This window comes from Aquimarina sp. Aq78, assembly GCF_900299525.1.
Taxonomy (GTDB): Bacteria; Bacteroidota; Bacteroidia; order Flavobacteriales; family Flavobacteriaceae; genus Aquimarina.
The window spans coordinates 218,027-236,885 of sequence record NZ_OMKA01000029.1; the positions used below are offsets into that span (position 1 = coordinate 218,027).

Below are 18,859 nucleotides of genomic sequence, written 5' to 3' on the forward strand. Positions count from 1 at the left end.
CAGATATCGTTTTTATAGTTTTTAGAAATCAAGCTTCAGGTCATAATAAAAAGTAACTAATCAAGCTCTTTGTGTTCTTTATAAGGTTTTACCTTTTTCTGAAAAAACTCTACTAATGTTAATCTTTTAGAGTTTTCCAAAAGATCAACAAAATATTCATCTTTGGCACAGTAATACATGAAATCGGTTATTAAATCTTCTGGTAATTTTAGCTCATCTACAAAGAAGGTCGTATTAAAAGTTGTTTCTCCTCTTTGCACCACTGCATCAAGATCTTCTAATGCTTTGATTCTCTTTAGTTTTTTTAATTTTCCGCTCAGATAATTAATCGGTCTATCAATTATCCCACTTCTTGCTGTATAGATTCTTCTTTCGGCTTTTGTTGGCTGTGGCCTATCACTAAATGGAAGGCCTAATGTTCTATTATCTACAAAAGGTTGTAATTCTACAACACCTACATCTTTATCGAGGTTACCCGAAAGCTCTATAGTACTTATCTTCACTTGTTCTAATTGTTGCACTATTGGGTATAATACAATTGTAATCTTTTTGTCTTCAAGCTGATCTTGCTTAACTACAATTGATCGTATTTGATATTGAACAGAAGAAAAAACAATCGAATCCCCTGGACTTGCAGGTATTTCAAAAAAACCCTGCTCATCATTTGTTGCACCAATTTCTTTAGTAAAATTTACAATATTAATGGCGTACCCTTGTAGGGAATCAGCAACAATTTTTCCTTGAAGTTTTTCAGATTGACCAAAAGTTTGTAATGAAATAATTAGAGGTAGAAATAGTAGTAATCTTGTCATATAAATATCATCAGAAATGATCTTTACATAATACCACTAAATAAAGATCTTCTCTACCAAAGACGATATAACTATGATAAAATTACAAAAGCTCCTTCTTGACCTACTTTATTTCTTACGATAAAGCTTACTTTGATATGCTAAAAACTGTAAAAGATCAAGTTCCTTTCCTGATTCAAAGTATTTTGTATTTAAGCCATTTTCTTCAGCAAAAAAGATAAAATCATTGATTTGATCTATTTCTACTGCCAGATAATCTTTAAAAAACTCATCATTATATAAATCTCTAACCTTAACATCAATATCTGAAGAGTATTTTTTCTTTTTAGAGGTTTTCTTAGTATTATAAACTAGCTTAAAAAGGTTAACAAAATTTAACCCATTAATCATTCTATCTTCCAAGAACACTTTATTTTCTAATGGGGATAACTCATCTGGTCTAAAATCATAATCGGTATCATTAATTCTCGAAGACGTCTCTTCTGCTACATCTCCTATTCCACTTTGACTAAATCCTATTTTTTTTACATCTACAGATACATTTCCTACTAAGTCATAAGGGGTTACTACAACTTCTTCTAGTTGGTTTACAGACTCGTTAAGAAAAACATTTAATCTTTTAGTATCTACAATTCCTTTATCTACCAGTATTACAAAATTCTGATATTGCATAGCTACAACTTCTATCCGATCATTAATTCCAGCGCCTATTTTAAATTTTCCATCTTTGGTTGTAATTGTACCTTTATTGGTACTGCGATTATAGACGACTACACCTTCTACATCATCTCCAATGGGCGCACTAATTTTTCCATGAATCATAACTCTTGAAGTAATTTGGGCAATAGAGGTACTAATTATAAAACAAACAAAAAGAACAGATAATTTTATCTTCATAACAAACGAGGTTAATTTTATTTTTTAAGATACTACATTTTTTTATTTTCACAGAAGATTTCTAGATAAGAAAACGTTAAACTACTTTTATAAAAAAAATCGAATGACAAACTGTATAATTGCAAGTACATCTACACTTCATGGAAGTGAAGCTTTAGCATATTTACAAGACACCTTACTAGACTTATACTCAGGTATTGAGGAAATTCTTTTTATACCATATGCTCGTCCGGGAGGAATTTCTCACGATGAATATACTATAGGAATCAATAATATTTTTAAAAAAATAAATAAGAGAATAGTTAGCATACATATGTTTTCTGATCCTAAAGAAGCTATAAAAAATGCTAAGGGTATCTATACCGGAGGCGGAAATACATTTCTATTGGTAGATCAATTATATCGAAATAGAGTTATAGAATCATTAAAAGAAGCTGTTCTTTCTGGAGTACCTTATTTGGGAACAAGTGCAGGAAGTAATATTTGTGGTCTTAATATGAAAACGACAAATGATATGCCTATTGTTTACCCTCCAAACTTTGCAACACTGGGTATTGTACCATTTAATATTAATCCACATTATCTTGATCCTGATCCTAATTCGACACATAAAGGAGAAACCCGAGAAACTCGAATCAAAGAGTTTCATAATTTAAACTCACAACCCGTAGTAGGCATACGAGAAGGAAGCTGGCTAAAAGTCTATAACAACAAAATAACTCTGGAAGGAAATTTAAGTGCTAGAATTTTTGAAAAAGGTAAAGAGCCTTACGAAATAGAAACAGGCAGCTCATTATCAGGATTAAACTAATAATCATACTGTGGATTACCAACAAATACTTAACGAAATAAAATCTGAGTTCTCGTCTATATCTTATACAGGAAAAGTAGCTTCGTACATTCCTGAATTAGCAAAAATTAAACCTGATAAATTTGGGATGCATCTACATTGCATTAATTCTGGTCATTATAACTTTGGAGACAATAATGAACGATTTTCTATTCAAAGTATATCAAAAGTATTTGCTTTAACTATGGCAATGTCATTATTAGATGACGAACTATTTAAACGTGTGGATGTAGAGCCTTCTGGAGATCCGTTTAATTCTTTAGTACAATTAGAATATGAAAATGGGGTTCCCAGGAATCCATTCATTAATGCAGGCGCTCTTGTGATATGTGACGTTTTAATATCGTTATTAAAGAATCCAAAAAAAGATTTTCTCAATTTTATACATAAAATTACGGGCAATACCGATATTGATATCAACCCAAAAGTTTTTCAATCTGAAAAAACGTATAGTTACCGTAATGCAGCGGTATTAAATCTAATGAAATCTTTTGGCAATATTAAAAATGATATTGAAACCGTTCTTGATTTCTATATCTTCCAATGTTCTATAGAAATGTCTTGTAAAGAACTATCTACTGCATTTATGATATACGCCAACAGCGGAAAACGATTATTCGACAATGAGCAAATACTATCATCCAGAAAGGTGAAACGTATTAATGCGATAATGCAGACTTGCGGTTTTTATGATGAAGCCGGTGAGTTTAGTTATAGAGTAGGTTTACCCGGAAAAAGTGGTGTTGGAGGAGGAATTGTAGCAGTGCACCCAGGTCAATATGCCGTAGCAGTATGGAGTCCTCCATTGAATCCCAAAGGAAACTCAGAACTTGGGATGCTTGCTTTAGAACGATTAACAACTTTGACTGGGTTATCTATTTTTTAAGAATATAGATATCTTAATAATAAGATCCTGTAAAGTAAATTTTAAATAAATACAAAACACCAGATAAAAAATGCAGTATAAAAAGGCTCCATAAAAAAACATTTTTTCTTGAGAGTCTATCCTTACCCCATAATTTAGGAATCAAAAAAGCTACGGTAGTTAACATCAATAAGTAGGCGCAAATTACATTTTGCCAGACAAGATTACCATGATATCTTCTTGGTCCAGTTTCTATAAAAAAGGCACTTATTAGTATCCCAATAAGTGTTAAATAAAAAGCAAACATAAATGGTTTGAACTTTAGAATTTCTTTATAGTATGTAATAGTAGCTATAGGAAATGCGAAAGAAAACAAAAAAGCTATCGGAACATACCAACCAGGTACATAATGCCTTAGAAGTTCAAAAGGTGAGCCAATTGTTATAGAGCTTTTTTCTACTTGAAAAGATCCGATTTGATAATGATAAATACTAACATATTGAGCTAACAAAAAAACTACGCCAATAAAAACCGGAAACAATTTAATTGCATATTTTTTGTATTCATGTATTTTAAAATCCATAAGAACCAAAAAAACAGTAACCGGGATAAACACAAAAATAAATGATGGTTTTATTAAAATATTAAGAACAACTAATAAGGCTACAATCAAAATGTCTTTATTAAAAAAAGATGCATCTCTACTGTCGAATAATCTAAGCTGTCTCCAAAAAAGTAATATTGCGAAAGGAAATACAGCAATAATCGTAGAGTTATGCCAAACGACCGATGGAGTTCTTCCTAAATACATTTTTTCTAAAAAAAAGAAATTATAGATGTCAGGAATAGCAAAACAAAACAAAAGTGCAAAGGATATCATTTTCACTACAACTTCTTTATATTCATGCTTTAAATCTAAAGTCAATTTAAAAATTATTTCTTTAGAAACTATATATTTCCCTACTGTTGCTAACGACAGTATCACAGCTGCAACAAAGAGCATTAGAGAAACATTACTAGAAAAAAAGGAGAGCACATTAACAACAAAAAAAAACAAAAAATGTGGTGAATACGAAGCTTCACCAGAATTAATCCTTACTATCGATTGAATATGATTTGGAATATCTGTATTGAGATAATTTGCAATGGCCATAAAAAGTGTTAGAAATAATATAAAAATTAAGATAACATCAAAATTTTTATATTTCGTAAATTCATTAATTGTACTCATTCTTTTTTACTTCTAATTTTAAAATAATCATGGATTTAATTTACTTTCTGACCATTTTAAATTGTTCTTAGCCAATTGATAATTCGGATCTATCTCCAGAGCCTTTTCACAAGCCTTAATAGCACTTCTATATTGCTTAAGAGCATTATATGATGAGCATATGTTATTATATGCCACAACATTATTCGGCTCTAAATCAAGCAATTCCTTACTAACTTCTATACATTTATCAAAATATCCTAATTTGTAATAATTATAGCTTAGATTGAGATATTCTTTTGGAGTTAGTTTTCTGTTTTTTCTTCTATCTGTACCTATAAGGGATGCCTTAAGATTATTTTGAGCTAACTGCATTTGAGGTTTAATTAACAAAGATCTTTCGCAAGCGGTTTTAGCTTCATCGTACATCGATAGCTTATTATAAGCAGAACATAGATTATTATATGCAATATTACTGTTAGGATCTAAAGAAATAACCTTTTTTGAAGCTTCAATACTTTTAAAATAATCTTTCTTTTCATAGTGTAATAGGCTTAATCTTAAATACTCATCAACAGATAGTTTCTCTGTTAATTCCCTCTCTGATGTTTGTGTATCAAACTCAGCTTGATGCCCATTTTTAAAAATTTTAAAATAATCATTATCTATTATTTTAAAATTTTGTCTATCGGTTTTAGGCCTAGTTAGAATATAGTCATAATCATATTTTTCCACATCATAATATTGAATTATATAACGTATAGGAGAATTATTAATATTACGCAATGGAAGGTTTAGTAAATCCCTGGAGTAATCTCTTGGGATATAATCTAATAATATAGTTTTTTTATTAGGGATTTTTTCTGATATCTCTTTATATGCTTTTTGTTCTCTGTTTACATTATGTAAATCAATATTATTTCTTTCGGTTATCCATTGATTTGATATTTTAATAGTAAAAAAAAACAAAAAACATAATCCACCTACTTGTACATATCTAACTATACTTTTTGTTTCTTTAACTAAAAAAAGAATATAAAAATAGAACAGAGGAGACATTGTTCTAATCTCTCTCCATCCAAAAGCATCGTATAGTAAAAAGAGTAATAAAAAATTCAATATTCCTATGAGTGCTAATGAAATAGTAAGCTTTGACTTATATTTAACTGCTTTAAATGTAAAGTAAGCTACGGTTCCAAAATTTATATACTTCATGGATTTGTATACCAAATCACCTTCTCTACCAAAAAAATAAAATTTAATATTTTCAAAAAAATGACTAAACAATGAAATAAATATATTTCCTATCTCACCATTGTTGAATAAAGTAATTATTGAAGAAAAATAATTAGGAACTGGTTCTGTAAATAGTTTTGTAAAAACAAGGGATAATATAACTCCAAAAAAAAACAACAATGAATATGTAATTAATTGTCTTTTTGATTTTGATACTGGTATCAACCCTATTAACCAAAAGAACCATAAACTACGAAATATTCCTGAAATGAAAATTGTTAGAATAAACAAAACAATATATAGTTTATTATCATCCTTGTTATAAATATGATAAATCAAAACACTTATTACTAACGCTATAAAGATATGGATTACCTCTTGCATATATGTAAATGCATAAAGAGGAAAGAAAGGAAAAAGTAGTACAATAATAGTAAACCACAACTTATGAGTTATAGTAATTGATTGTATAAACCATACTAATAGAATAGAAATTAAAATTATAATGAAATTAAAAGAAATTAAACTTATATTACTCCAATCAAAAAAACCTGCAATTGTACCATGTAATAATGGATAGCCAATACCGTGAGCATCTGCACCAAAAACAACACTCCCTTCTCCACCAAATGTTAATGCTGCTTCTAGCGTGTCATTTTGAATGAATGAATATGTATTAATAAAATAAAAAAACTCATCACTCCAAACAGGATGATAATTCATTGTAATAGCATTTATTAATTCTGAATAATTAAAAAGCACACCATACAAAACAATTACCCCTAATATGATATCGATATGTGTTTTATATTTGTTAATATTCATTATACATCAATTCAATCATTGAAATGGTTTAAACTTTCTTAACTTTAACGAAAATAATATTTAATTACTATATATATTTTGTTTACTCGTTCTGTTTCAAAAATTATTTGACTAATTCTTTCTTAGCCCATTTTAAGTTATTTATAGCTAGTTGATAATCCGGATCTATCTCTAGAGCTTTTTCACAAGCCTTAATAGCTTCGTTATATTTTTTAAGAGCGGCATAAGATGAACATATATTATTATATGCCACTACGCTATTCGGTTCTAATTCTAGCAATTCCATACTAACCTTTATACACTTGTTATACTCCATTAATTTGTAATAATTATAGCTTAGATTGAGATATTCTTTTGGAGTTAGTTTTCTGTTTTTTCTTCTATCAATACCACTAAGGGATGCCTTAAGATTATTTTGAGCTAACTGCATTTGAGGTTTAATTAATAAGGATTTTTCACAAGCGGTTTTAGCTTTATCGTACATCAATAACTCATTATAAGCAGAACATAGATTATTATATGCAATATTATTGTTAGGGTCTAAAGAAACAACTTTTCTTGAAGCCTCAATACTTTTAAAATAATCTTTCTTTTTATAGTACAATAAGCTTAATTCTACATATCCATTTACTGAAGGTGTTTTAGCTATTTTTTGTTCCAATTCTAACACATGTTTATCTGTTTGAATATTATTTTTAACGATATAACAAATTGGAATACCATCCACTTTTATTTTGTGCACAGTGTTTTCTGGAGACCAGTTTACATTGATATCTTTTTTGTATTTAGCCTCTGTTAACATTATAATAGAATAATCCCAATTTGGAGAATTTCTTCTTTCCAATACATATTTTAAGTTTGGAATTTTACCTAGATAGTAAGATGCTTTTGATTGTTCTCCATAGTACATTCTTACTTTTGCAGGAGAATTGTTATCAAATTCAGAACTTACATTATCCTTAAGCCAATTTATTGCTGGTTTTATCCCAAATCCCCAATAATCTATTTCATAATTTCCATAAGCTCCTTTTACTCCACCGATAACAGGACTATAGTATGAGGATTGTAAAGGATGGTTAATAATCATAAATTGTAGTGGTTGCAATAACAACATGCCTAACACTATAAATACTGCCCACCTAATCTTTGTTTGGGTTATTAATTTAAAAAGTTTAAAATAAGCTAATACAGATAATACAATTATTGGAGGTACAACAAACAAAAACTGCCTAGAATTACTATAACTATTTACATTACCTATGACTATGAGTAATAAAGGGAAAATTGCTGTAAACAATATAATTGAGTAGTATACTTTTTCATTCTTCGTTTGTTTAAAATAAAGTAATGGTATCAAAATCATTCCTGTAATTATATGCAAAGGCATCTGAAGAATAAGTAAACTCTTAAAAGCATAATACCATGGCATTTCAAAACTACTTCGCCACTCACCTTCAAATAATTGTGTACTTATAAACCCATTAAATTCTTTAGCTTTAAACAATATCTCTAAAGGCACCATTATTGGGTTCGTCTGAGCATAAGGCCAAAAAATACTCGTTGCTAAATAAGAAAAGATGCAAATTGCAATAGTTTTACCAGCAAGTAACAGAGAATCTTTTATTTCAATTTTTTTAAAATTTGACTTATAATTTTCAATAAACCACCAAATAAAAACAGCCAACAAAACATATCCAATAACCATGAGGCCCGCAACTCTGATATTAATAAGCAAAGAAATATTGAGTATTAAAAAAAATGCCCTCTTTAAGGTAACAACAGGGAGTTCTTTTAACAATTTGACAATATGAAATATCGAAAACATATAAAATGCCGCTGCAGGAATATCTTTTGGATTGTTCATAGAATGTCCAAATAATACAGGAGTAAGCACCATAAACACAAGTGTTAACAATCCGACTTTCCATCCTCCCAGTTCTTTTCCTAATAAACCACAAAATAGAAATAACAAAAAACCAAATATGGAATTAATCATATTATTAAACTCATACACTCCAAAGAAGGAAAAATATTGGTGTAAAAAATTGGAAACCAAATCAAAAAAACCTCCAAAACCATTCATTCCTCTTATTAAGTGTAACTCACTATCAGATATATTTATATATTTTCCTTCATCATTAATTGGGCTTAATGCTGCTGAATCATCAATCCCCTTAAAATAATTCAATATGCGTTTTCCATGATCATTATGAAATCTAGTATCTTCTGTGATACCATAATCAAAACTCAAAAAAGTCATCATAAAACCTATCAAAACTGCAGCTAGAATAAACCCATTACGATAAGTGAATTTTTGAGGAAAATTAAATTTCATAAAGATTATCTTTTTCTAAAAAAACTTATTATTAAATTAATTATTCTATTTTGATCCTCTATATCTAATTCATAATACAATGGTAATCGCAATAATTGATCTGCAAAAGTATCACAATTTTCAAGTCCTATAGATTTGTATTTGTTTACATAAAATGGACTTTTATGTAATGATAAATAATGAAAAACAGCATGTACACTATTATCTTTCAAAAACAAAATTAACTGGCTTCGTTCTTCAATATTTTTGCACACTATATAGAATAAATGACCATTTGAAGTAGCGTAACTAGGAATTTCAGGTAATTTTAATACACCTTCTTCTTCAAGTTGTTTTAAGCCATTATAATAATTATCCCATAAAACCTTTCGTCTAGATTGAATCTTTTGTAAATTTTCTAATTGTGCAAACAAAAAGGCTGCTGTGACGTCCGATGGTAAGAATGAAGATCCTACGTCAACCCAAGAATACTTATCCGTTTCCCCTCTAAAAAAAGCAGATCGATTAGTACCTTTTTCCCAAATAATCTCTGCTCTCTCATCGAATCGTTCATCATTTATAACCAGCATCCCTCCTTCTCCTGAAATGATATTTTTGGTTTCGTGAAAAGAAAATGTTGCTAAATGAGCTATACTTCCCAAAGGTTTATCTTTGTAATATGAATCTATCGCTTGAGCGGCATCTTCGATTACAAATAAATTATTCTTATTAGCAACATCCATAATCAAGTCCATATCACAGGCTGTTCCTGCATAATGTACTACAACAATAGCCTTTGTTTTTGCAGTTATTAATGCTTCTAAAGATGTTGCATCTATATTTGGATTATTTTTATTACTATCAGCAAAAATAATCTTAGCTCCACGCAAAACAAAAGCATTCGCCGTAGATACAAATGTATAGGAAGGCATAATTACTTCATCTCCTGGTTCGATATCAACTAAAATTGCTGTCATTTCTAGTGCATCTGTACAAGAAGAGGTTAACAAACAATTTCTAAAACCAATTATTTCTTTAAAAAAATCATGGCACTTTTGAGTATAATATCCATTTCCAGAAATTTTACCTCTATTTACTGCATCTTTAATATAATACAGTTCATCTCCCGTCATATAAGGTTTATTAAAAGGAATCAAAGGCATTTATTTTTTTATTTGGAAAACACAAATTAAATATTTTTTATCTAAAAACAATATATTCGAAATAATGCAGCTAACAAATATTTTTGAATCATATTGGCGTAAATTTCGCTTTATCGGGAAGTAAAAATTTCATGAATTCAATTTCTCTTGAAGTTTTTCTTTTAGTATATTTTCTTGACGACACAATGAAATAAGTATTCTCATCACTTCTCACTTCATTTTCATATTGTACAATTTTTATGGAGCTATCTTCTAAGTTAGCAATCCTTAAATACTCCTTCATTTTTTTCATTTTTTCAACCAGAGAAACTTCTTTAAATTGACTACCAATTTTATCGGTTAAATCTTTTGCTGGTGACCCTCCATAAATTCTATTATATCCCATATCCGATGTAACTACTGATCCAGCCAGAGCTAAAGATTTATTCTCTGCCTTAATTGGAGATACGATACAATGTCCCACAAACCATACGTCATCCCCAACTTCAAGTTTTTTTTCAGATTTAAAACGGCACCCTTCTAAAGTATCTCCATACTTTATATGACTCCATAATTGAGATTGAGCACCAATACCGCAATTATTCCCAATCAATACTCCACCAATAGAATCAATTATAGTATACTGTCCAATCCATGCATTATGACCAATTTTACAAGGTTTATAACCATGTATATTAGTATCATGATGGATTTTTGAGTAATCTCCTAAACTAAAATCATCAATGATTATTTGAACGTTAGAACCTATATAGCAGTTATCTCCAATTATTATTTTACGTGCCATACCATTAAGCCCCCTGATTACAGCTGTTGGCTCTATTACTGTATTAACGCCAATTTCAATATGCTCAGCTTGAATATTTTTATAATTTTTCATTCTATGATTTCATCAATAATAAATGTAGGTCTTTTTTTTGTTGTATCAAATATCTTACCTATATATAGCCCAAGAATTCCGATAGAAAAAATTATAATTCCTGCCAAGAACCAAATAGATAATATTAGACTGGTATACCCTAAAACTGATATCCCATAAGTAATGTATTTATATAAATAAAAGCAGCCAACTAAAAAAGAAAAAAGAGAGATCAACAACCCAAAACGAACAGTAAGGATTAGTGGCTTATTAGAAAATGTCAAAAATATATTAATCGCAAGTTTAAATAATTTTGAAAAAGTATATGTTGATTTCCCAATTTCTCTTTTAGAATGATCTACATCTATTGCAGTTTTATTATAACCAACCCATTGAACCATAATTGGGAACACCCTTACAACATCACCCATTACTAATATCGAACTGATAACTTTCTTATGATAGATACCAAAATTAGCAACTGATCTATCCTGTTTTGTTTCTGTAAAATATGATAACAGTTTATAAAAAAATATGGACCACATTTTTTTAAACAAATGATCTTTTCGCTCTTTTCTTCTTGCTAAGACAATATCATACCCTTCCTTAGCTTTTGCATAAAGATTTTCAATCTCTTCTGGTTGATCTTGTAAATCACAATCCATGACAACTACCCAATCTCCTTTAACCTTATGCAACCCTGCGGTTATAGCATAATGTTGCCCAAAATTCCTACTAAGCCTTATCCCAACAACTTTAGCATTTCTATTAGCTATATCTTTAATCGTTTCCCATGAATTATCAGGACCACAATCTTCAATTAGAATAATCTCATAATCGTCAGTTATCTTACTTACACTTTCTTCAATTCGCTTAATTAATAAAGGTATTATTTTCTCTGCCTTGTAAACAGGACTAACTATAGACAACTTCATAATTCTGGTTTGTTAATATTTATGTTGTCATACTTTTATAAGATACAACTGAATTTAATATTCCTTTATGTTTACCTTTCCCCTATTTAATTACTTCTCTATTTAACTCAAATATAATACTATTAATTTTCTATCACTACATTCATAAATTCAGTTTACAAAAAAAGAGCATCATTTCATTTTAACACATTAATAACAAAACATTTACATTTTTTAGTTTCTAAATTTTTGAAAATTTTATTTCTCAAATAACAAAAACAATATAAAACTATTATATTTAGTCTTAATTCTTTAATTTATATCAGCATTAATTCTCAATTTAAGATTATAAATACTAAAATAATTACACCCAAGTTTTATATAATTCAACAAGTATATGTTTAAAAATTTCTCTTCAAAAAGTTTTGAGTTTAAATCTTTAGTCATCATACTGATTGTTACTCTCTCTGTATATTTAAATCATTTTGACAATCCATTTTTTTTTGATGATTTTCATACTATTAACGAAAATGAGTCTATACGAAGCTTAGACAATTGGACAAGTTTTTTTTCAAATGCTGATACTTTTAGTTCTCTTCCTGCCAATAGGTCATACAGACCTGTAATTACATTGATGAATGCTGTTGATTATTCATTGGCAAATGGATTGAACTCGAAATATTATCATTACCATATCTTTTTTTGGTTTTTGGTTCTAATTGTTTTAATGTTTCGGTTAACTAAACATATTTACAAAAAATCCATGGAAAAACAGCAATGGATTGGGATTACAGCACTTTTTGCAACCGCTTGGTTTGCGCTCCATACTGCCAATGCAGAAACTATTAATTATATCTGTGCTCGTTCTGATTCTTTTTCCTCTTTATGCACTGTAACTTCCTTACTTTTATACATTTATCCTTTCGGAAAAAAATGGCACTTATATTTAATCCCTATGATTATTGGTATTTGGACAAAACAAACCGGAGCAATGGTTTTCCCAATACTATTAGCCTACATCATACTTTTCGAAAATCATTCATTAATTACTGATTTCAAAACAGATACTAAACAGAAAATAACTCAAGTATTAAAAAAAATTGCTCCAACTGCTATCATTACTACCTCTCTTTTTATTTTCAACCAATATTATTTAACTCCCGAAGCAACAGTATCAACAAACTATACAGTTACAAGATTTGAGTATATTAGTACACAATGTTATGTAATTATACATTATTTAGGTAATTTTATTCTTCCGATTAACCTTAGTGCAGATCCTGATATTACTATTATAAAACCTTGGTATAACTTCAAAATACTTTTAGGAGTATTCGTTATTTTAGGAATGTTATTTTTAATGATAAAAACTGCTTTCAAAAAAGAGCTGAGACCAATTTCTTTTGGTATTTCTTGGTTTTTTATTGCTCTATTACCAACTTCCTTAAACCCACTATTTCAGACTGCAAATGATCACCGTATGTTCTTTCCTTTTATCGGTCTCTTTATTGCTGTTCCATGGGGAATATTAATTATTCTAAAAAAATATAATGTATTTGAAAAAGGTGAAAAATATACTATCGGCATTGCAACTATACTATCGATAATCCTTATCGGTCATGGATATGGCACATTTCAAAGGAGTAAAATATGGAATTCTGAAGAATCATTATGGTTAGATGTTACAAAGAAAAGTCCAAAAAATGGAAGAGGACAAATGAATTACGGTCTAACACAAATGGAAAAAGGTAAATATGATATTGCATTAGAATATTTTAACAAAGCAAACAAGCTAACCCCTAATTATCATATTTTACACACTAATCTAGGTATTGTACATGGGGCAAAAAAAGAATATACTACAGCAGAACACTATTTTAAATCCGCAATACAACTAAATTCTAGCTCTCCAGCTCCAGAATATTATTATGGAAGATATCTTTCTGAACAAAAAAAATATAATGAAGCCGAGATATATTTAAAAAAAGCGTTAGTCAAAAGCCCTAATCATATTCTATCTAAACAATTACTAAAAAATATCACAAATAAAATTGCAGCCTCTGAGGATAAGATAAAATCCTTATTAAAAAAAATAAAAACAAATCCTGACATTGAATCTTATATTAATCTAAGCCTCATATATTATAAAAACAAAAAATATGAGTTGGTAATTTCTACTTGTAAAGAATTATTAAAAATAGATCCTAATAATACTCTTGCCTATAATAATATATGTTCGGCCCATAATCAAATGGAGCAATGGAAACTTGGAGCTGAAGCCTGTAAAAAAGCATTAGAAATCAATCCTGATTATCAATTAGCAAAGAACAACTTAAAGTGGGCAACAGATAACATTAACAATTAATCAAAAAAATAATAAATAATGCTTAATAACAAAACAATAGGTGTAGTAATTCCTTGTTACAATGAAGCTACTCAAATAACAATGGTTCTTGACAGTATGCCAGACTTTGTTGACCGTATTATTATTGTGGATGATGTATCCAAAGACCAAACAGTAGAGGTTGTTATTAAATATTTACAGAATAACACTTCAGCTTTAAAATTAACCTCTAATCTTCAAAAAGAAATAATTCCAACCATATATAATAGAGCTGATATCGAGGTGCATCAAAAAAATATAGAAGAATTAAAAAGATTTCCTCCTATTGAAATTTTAAATAAAAATCCTGAGGAAGAAAAAATCATTGTTATTAAACACTTAAAAAATGGAGGTGTTGGAGCAGCTGTTGCCACAGGGTATAAGTGGTGCAAAGATCATGATATTGACTGCGCTGTAGTAATGAATGGTGATGGTCAAATGGATCCTAACGAACTTGAATCTATTTGCAATCCTGTTGTAAAAGAAGAAATTGATTATGTAAAAGGAAATCGATTAATTCACAAAAGTGCCTGGGTTATTATTCCAAGAGTTCGTTTTTTAGGAAATTCGGTATTAAGCATCCTTACCAAAATTGTTTCAGGGTATTGGGGAATATCTGATACTCAAAGCGGATATACAGCTATGTCAAATCACGCTTTAAATTCAATTCCATTGTATAACATTTATAAAAGATATGGAATGCCTAATGATGTATTAGTAAAACTCAATATCGCTTTCTGCACAATTCGTGAAGTAAAAATAAAACCTGTTTATGGTGTTGGTGAACAATCAAAATTAAATGTTATTAAAGTTTCTTTTCCTATATTATTCTTATTAATTCGCTGCTTCTTTAAGCGGTTGCATACTAAATATTTGATTAGAAGTTTCCATCCACTATTTTTATTATATTGGATTTCATTTATTATTGGAATAATCAATACGTATTTCCTATATCATTTATTAGCAAACTTTTTTATCCCAGATTCTAAAACCCCAACCGATTATCTTATAATTTTCATCTTCTTAACTATTTCGGGTTTTCAATCTTTACTATTTGCAATGTGGATGGATATACAGGATAATGAAAGATTATCTCGATAAACCTACTTTAATTCTTTTAATTCACTTAATTGAATAGGTGAAAGATAAAACCAAATGGCTCCGGGAATAAAAGATACAAGCTGTAACAAAAATATTATAAGCGATAGTGCAATCGCATCTTGAGAAGGAAGATCATATAACTGAAAAATTACAACTAGCGAAGTTTCACGAACTCCTATTCCTAAAACAGTAATAGGAAGCAATGTTAGCAATCCTAAAATGAAGACTCCTAAAAACAAACCTATATGATTAATAGGTATACTCATACTCCAGGCTATATAATTAAAAACACCATATATCAATACCATACTAAAACAAGTAATACCTAGAGCCAATAAAACTCCCTTAGCACCAAGGGTATGAGAATTAAAAGCTTCCCACCATGGTTTAATATATTTTTCAATTTTCTTTCGAAACACAAAAAGGACAAAAATCAACACTACTAATATTACACCCAATAGGAATGCAGGCGAATAATTCGGAGAGGATTTTAAAATCTTAAAATTAATTTGATAATAAAAAAGAGCTATTAAACTAAAAAAAAACAAGCAAATCAAATCAAAAATTCGATCCATAATAAGACTGGACCATCCAACCTTCTTATTAGGTAACTGATCCTTTATGTAAAACAACCTGCCAAAGTCACCTAATTTTCCAGGAGTAATATTCGCAAGAAAAAGACCAATAAAAAAAACCTTAAGTGCTTGGTAGCTATGTAATGGTATTCCAAAAGAATTAGAAATGATTTTCCATCTTACACTTTTCAGATAAAAAGCAATCCAAAAAATAACTATCGCTACTAACAAATGAGCAATAGAAACTTTTTTTATAGATTCTAATGTATCTTCCCACCCCACCTTATATATCAAAAGGCAAAACAGAATCACACCCAAAAATTTTATCCAAAAACTAAACTTCTTCAAAATATTATATCCATATGACACAAAACAGTAGTGCAGAATTTCTCTAAAAATATAAAATTCTTAAAACTATGTATTAAATAAAAAAAGGTTTCATCAGTAATGATGAAACCTTAGAGCGGGAGACCAGGTTCGAACTGGCGACATTCAGCTTGGAAGGCTGACGCTCTACCAACTGAGCTACTCCCGCCTTACGCGGCGACAAATGTATTAGATTTCTTCTAAACTAAAAAACAAATAAATATTTTTTTTATGATAATTTCACGTTAAAATTTAACAAAAGCTAGTTCTAAATATTTTTTTATGTGTATTTTGACGATAAAAGTTGTTTTTTGTCGAAAAAATCATATATTTGCCTAATTGATAACATTTTAAGAAATTATCAATTTATATTTATGCCAAAAAAGAATAAAAGCTGTTTTAACCATATATAGATTATGGTTAAAGCGTAATTTATTTAAGTTTTAATTGTAAATAAAACGTAAAATATGAAGATAAAATTACCCCTCATAATCTTATTTTTATCTTTAGTAACCGCTCAGGCTCAGGTCAAAGTTGGTGATAACCCTAATCAAATAGATTCTTTTTCTATTTTAGAATTGGAAAGTACTAATAAGACATTCGTTCTCTCTAGAGTTACTACAACTCAAATGAATGCAATGACTCCTCTAAATGGAGCATTAGTCTACAATACAACTGTCAATTGCGTCTTTCAATATAACAATAATAGCTGGTCAAGCCTATGTACCGGCAATGATGATCAACAACTATCCTTTAATCCTACGACAAACATTTTAAGTTTGGAAGATGGAGGATCTGTTGATTTATCTTCTCTAATATCAGCAGGCCCTGCAGGACCAAGAGGTGCTACTGGAGCAGCTGGAACAAATGGAACCGACGGTGCAAGAGGTGCTACTGGAGCAGCTGGAACAAATGGAACCGATGGTGCAAGAGGTGCTACTGGAGCAGCTGGAACTAACGGAACAAATGGAACCGACGGTGCAAGAGGCGCTACTGGAGCAGCTGGAACAAATGGAACCGACGGTGCAAGAGGTGCTACTGGTGCAGCTGGAACTAATGGAACAAATGGAACCGACGGTGCAAGAGGTGCTACTGGTGCAGCTGGAACCAACGGAACAAATGGAACCGACGGTGCAAGAGGTGCTACTGGTGCAGCTGGAACTAACGGAACAAATGGAACTGATGGTGCAAGAGGTGCTACCGGAGCAGCTGGAACCAACGGAACAAATGGAACCGACGGTGCAAGAGGTGCTACTGGTGCAGCTGGAACTAACGGAACAAATGGAACTGATGGTGCAAGAGGTGCTACTGGTGCAGCTGGAACTAACGGAACAAATGGAACTGATGGTGCAAGAGGCGCTACCGGAGCAGCTGGAACTAACGGGACCAATGGAACTAACGGAACAAATGGAACCGACGGTGCAAGAGGTGCTACTGGTGCAGCTGGAACTAACGGAACAAATGGAACTGATGGTGCAAGAGGTGCTACCGGAGCAGCTGGAACTAACGGAACAAATGGAACCGATGGTGCAAGAGGTGCTACTGGTGCAGCTGGAACTAACGGGACCAACGGAACTAACGGAACAAATGGAACCGACGGTGCAAGAGGTGCTACCGGAGCAGCTGGAACTAACGGAACAAATGGAACCGATGGTGCAAGAGGTGCTACTGGTGCAGCTGGAACTAACGGAACAAATGGAACCGATGGTGCAAGAGGTGCTACCGGAGCAGCTGGAACTAACGGGACCAACGGAACTAACGGAACAAATGGAACCGATGGTGCAAGAGGTGCTACCGGAGCAGCTGGAACTAACGGGACCAACGGAACTAACGGAACAAATGGAACCGACGGTGCAAGAGGTGCTACTGGTGCAGCTGGAACTAACGGAACAAATGGAACCGACGGTGCAAGAGGTGCTACTGGTGCAGCTGGAACTAACGGGACCAACGGAACTAACGGAACAAATGGAACCGATGGTGCAAGAGGTGCTACCGGAGCAGCTGGAACTAACGGGACCAACGGAACAAATGGAACCGACGGTGCAAGAGGTGCTACCGGAGCAGCTGGAACTAACGGAACAAATGGAACCGATGGTGCAAGAGGTGCTACCGGAGCAGCTGGAACCAACGGGACCAACGGAATAAATGGAACCGACGGTGCAAGAGGCGCTACCGGAGCAGCTGGAACTAACGGGACCAACGGAACTAACGGAACAAATGGAACCGACGGTGCAAGAGGTGCTACTGGTGCAGCTGGAACCAACGGAACAAATGGAACCGACGGTGCAAGAGGTGCTACTGGTGCAGCTGGAACCAACGGGACCAACGGAATAAATGGAACCGACGGTGCAAGAGGTGCTACTGGTGCAGCTGGAACCAACGGGACCAACGGAACAAATGGAACCGACGGTGCAAGAGGTGCTACTGGTGCAGCTGGAACTAACGGAACAAATGGAACTGATGGTGCAAGAGGTGCTACCGGAGCAGCTGGA

General features: G+C 31.4%; 13 protein-coding genes, 1 tRNA gene and 1 pseudogene. 5 read left to right on the top strand and 10 right to left on the bottom strand.

Annotated elements, in window-relative coordinates; all coding sequences use genetic code 11:
- Positions 1-56: 56 nt before the first annotated feature.
- Together DG435_RS20475 and DG435_RS20480 are read right to left on the bottom strand one after the other, a co-directional pair.
- Entirely contained in the window at positions 57-812 is a 756-nt protein-coding gene (locus tag DG435_RS20475; protein ID WP_106794928.1) for a hypothetical protein, read from the bottom strand.
- A gap of 108 nt (positions 813-920) precedes the next feature.
- Positions 921-1,709, bottom strand: a complete 789-nt coding sequence (locus DG435_RS20480; protein ID WP_106794929.1) for a carboxypeptidase-like regulatory domain-containing protein — start codon at positions 1,707-1,709, stop codon at positions 921-923.
- Positions 1,710-1,812: 103 nt separating this feature from the next.
- Here DG435_RS20480 and pepE point away from each other — a divergent pair, with 103 nt between their 5' ends.
- Together pepE and DG435_RS20490 are read left to right on the top strand one after the other, a co-directional pair.
- Entirely contained in the window at positions 1,813-2,520 is a 708-nt protein-coding gene (gene pepE, locus DG435_RS20485) for a dipeptidase PepE (protein WP_106794930.1), read from the top strand.
- A gap of 10 nt (positions 2,521-2,530) precedes the next feature.
- The gene (locus tag DG435_RS20490; protein WP_106794931.1) at positions 2,531-3,445 is read left to right on the top strand and encodes a glutaminase; all 915 of its coding nucleotides are present in this window, start codon (positions 2,531-2,533) and stop codon (positions 3,443-3,445) included.
- Between the two features lie 13 nt (positions 3,446-3,458).
- On the opposite strand, the gene DG435_RS20495 is transcribed toward DG435_RS20490, so the two are convergent.
- The 6 genes from DG435_RS20495 to DG435_RS20520 form a co-directional block, all read right to left on the bottom strand.
- Positions 3,459-4,655 carry a hypothetical protein gene (locus DG435_RS20495; RefSeq protein WP_106794932.1) on the bottom strand — a complete coding sequence of 399 codons (1,197 nt, stop codon included), beginning with the start codon at positions 4,653-4,655 and terminating at the stop codon, positions 3,459-3,461.
- A 27-nt stretch (positions 4,656-4,682) separates the two neighbouring features.
- Positions 4,683-6,695 carry a hypothetical protein gene (locus DG435_RS20500; RefSeq protein WP_106794933.1) on the bottom strand — a complete coding sequence of 671 codons (2,013 nt, stop codon included), beginning with the start codon at positions 6,693-6,695 and terminating at the stop codon, positions 4,683-4,685.
- A gap of 103 nt (positions 6,696-6,798) precedes the next feature.
- Positions 6,799-9,030 carry a tetratricopeptide repeat protein gene (locus DG435_RS20505; RefSeq protein ID WP_106794934.1) on the bottom strand — a complete coding sequence of 744 codons (2,232 nt, stop codon included), beginning with the start codon at positions 9,028-9,030 and terminating at the stop codon, positions 6,799-6,801.
- Between the two features lie 5 nt (positions 9,031-9,035).
- The gene (gene rffA / locus DG435_RS20510) at positions 9,036-10,166 is read right to left on the bottom strand and encodes a dTDP-4-amino-4,6-dideoxygalactose transaminase (RefSeq protein ID WP_106794940.1); all 1,131 of its coding nucleotides are present in this window, start codon (positions 10,164-10,166) and stop codon (positions 9,036-9,038) included.
- Positions 10,167-10,260: 94 nt separating this feature from the next.
- Positions 10,261-11,049, bottom strand: coding sequence for a hypothetical protein (locus DG435_RS20515; protein ID WP_106794935.1), 789 nt, complete (start codon positions 11,047-11,049; stop codon positions 10,261-10,263).
- Positions 11,046-11,963 (bottom strand): glycosyltransferase family 2 protein, encoded by a 918-nt coding sequence (locus tag DG435_RS20520; protein WP_106794936.1) that lies wholly within the window; start codon positions 11,961-11,963, stop codon positions 11,046-11,048. The genes DG435_RS20515 and DG435_RS20520 overlap by 4 nt, the downstream gene beginning before the upstream one ends.
- A gap of 376 nt (positions 11,964-12,339) precedes the next feature.
- Here DG435_RS20520 and DG435_RS20525 point away from each other — a divergent pair, with 376 nt between their 5' ends.
- A complete protein-coding gene (locus DG435_RS20525; protein WP_106794937.1) occupies positions 12,340-14,307 on the top strand; it encodes a lipopolysaccharide assembly protein LapB in 1,968 nt (655 codons plus the stop codon).
- An 18-nt stretch (positions 14,308-14,325) separates the two neighbouring features.
- Complete coding sequence (locus DG435_RS20530) at positions 14,326-15,426, top strand: glycosyltransferase family 2 protein (protein WP_106794938.1); 1,101 nt, start codon at positions 14,326-14,328, stop codon at positions 15,424-15,426.
- 2 nt (positions 15,427-15,428) lie between these two features.
- Here the strand turns inward: DG435_RS20530 and DG435_RS20535 are convergent, their stop codons facing one another.
- Together DG435_RS20535 and DG435_RS20540 are read right to left on the bottom strand one after the other, a co-directional pair.
- Positions 15,429-16,313: a lysylphosphatidylglycerol synthase transmembrane domain-containing protein gene (locus DG435_RS20535; protein ID WP_159025784.1), complete on the bottom strand. Its 885-nt coding sequence runs from the start codon at positions 16,311-16,313 to the stop codon at positions 15,429-15,431.
- Between the two features lie 150 nt (positions 16,314-16,463).
- Positions 16,464-16,536: transfer RNA gene (locus tag DG435_RS20540), tRNA-Gly, on the bottom strand.
- Positions 16,537-16,834: 298 nt separating this feature from the next.
- Here DG435_RS20540 and DG435_RS20545 point away from each other — a divergent pair.
- Positions 16,835-18,859, top strand: a pseudogene (locus tag DG435_RS20545) (hypothetical protein); the annotation flags it as partial.

What these genes read in the sequence shown, in the direction of transcription:
- DG435_RS20475 (WP_106794928.1), bottom strand. Translation starts at nt 812, where the DNA reads ATGACAAGATTACTACTATTTCTACCTCTAATTATTTCATTACAAACT.
- DG435_RS20480 (WP_106794929.1), bottom strand. Translation starts at nt 1,709, where the DNA reads ATGAAGATAAAATTATCTGTTCTTTTTGTTTGTTTTATAATTAGTACC.
- pepE (WP_106794930.1), top strand. Translation starts at nt 1,813, where the DNA reads ATGACAAACTGTATAATTGCAAGTACATCTACACTTCATGGAAGTGAA.
- DG435_RS20495 (WP_106794932.1), bottom strand. Translation starts at nt 4,655, where the DNA reads ATGAGTACAATTAATGAATTTACGAAATATAAAAATTTTGATGTTATC.
- DG435_RS20500 (WP_106794933.1), bottom strand. Translation starts at nt 6,695, where the DNA reads ATGAATATTAACAAATATAAAACACATATCGATATCATATTAGGGGTA.
- DG435_RS20505 (WP_106794934.1), bottom strand. Translation starts at nt 9,030, where the DNA reads ATGAAATTTAATTTTCCTCAAAAATTCACTTATCGTAATGGGTTTATT.
- DG435_RS20515 (WP_106794935.1), bottom strand. Translation starts at nt 11,049, where the DNA reads ATGAAAAATTATAAAAATATTCAAGCTGAGCATATTGAAATTGGCGTT.
- DG435_RS20520 (WP_106794936.1), bottom strand. Translation starts at nt 11,963, where the DNA reads ATGAAGTTGTCTATAGTTAGTCCTGTTTACAAGGCAGAGAAAATAATA.
- DG435_RS20525 (WP_106794937.1), top strand. Translation starts at nt 12,340, where the DNA reads ATGTTTAAAAATTTCTCTTCAAAAAGTTTTGAGTTTAAATCTTTAGTC.
- DG435_RS20530 (WP_106794938.1), top strand. Translation starts at nt 14,326, where the DNA reads ATGCTTAATAACAAAACAATAGGTGTAGTAATTCCTTGTTACAATGAA.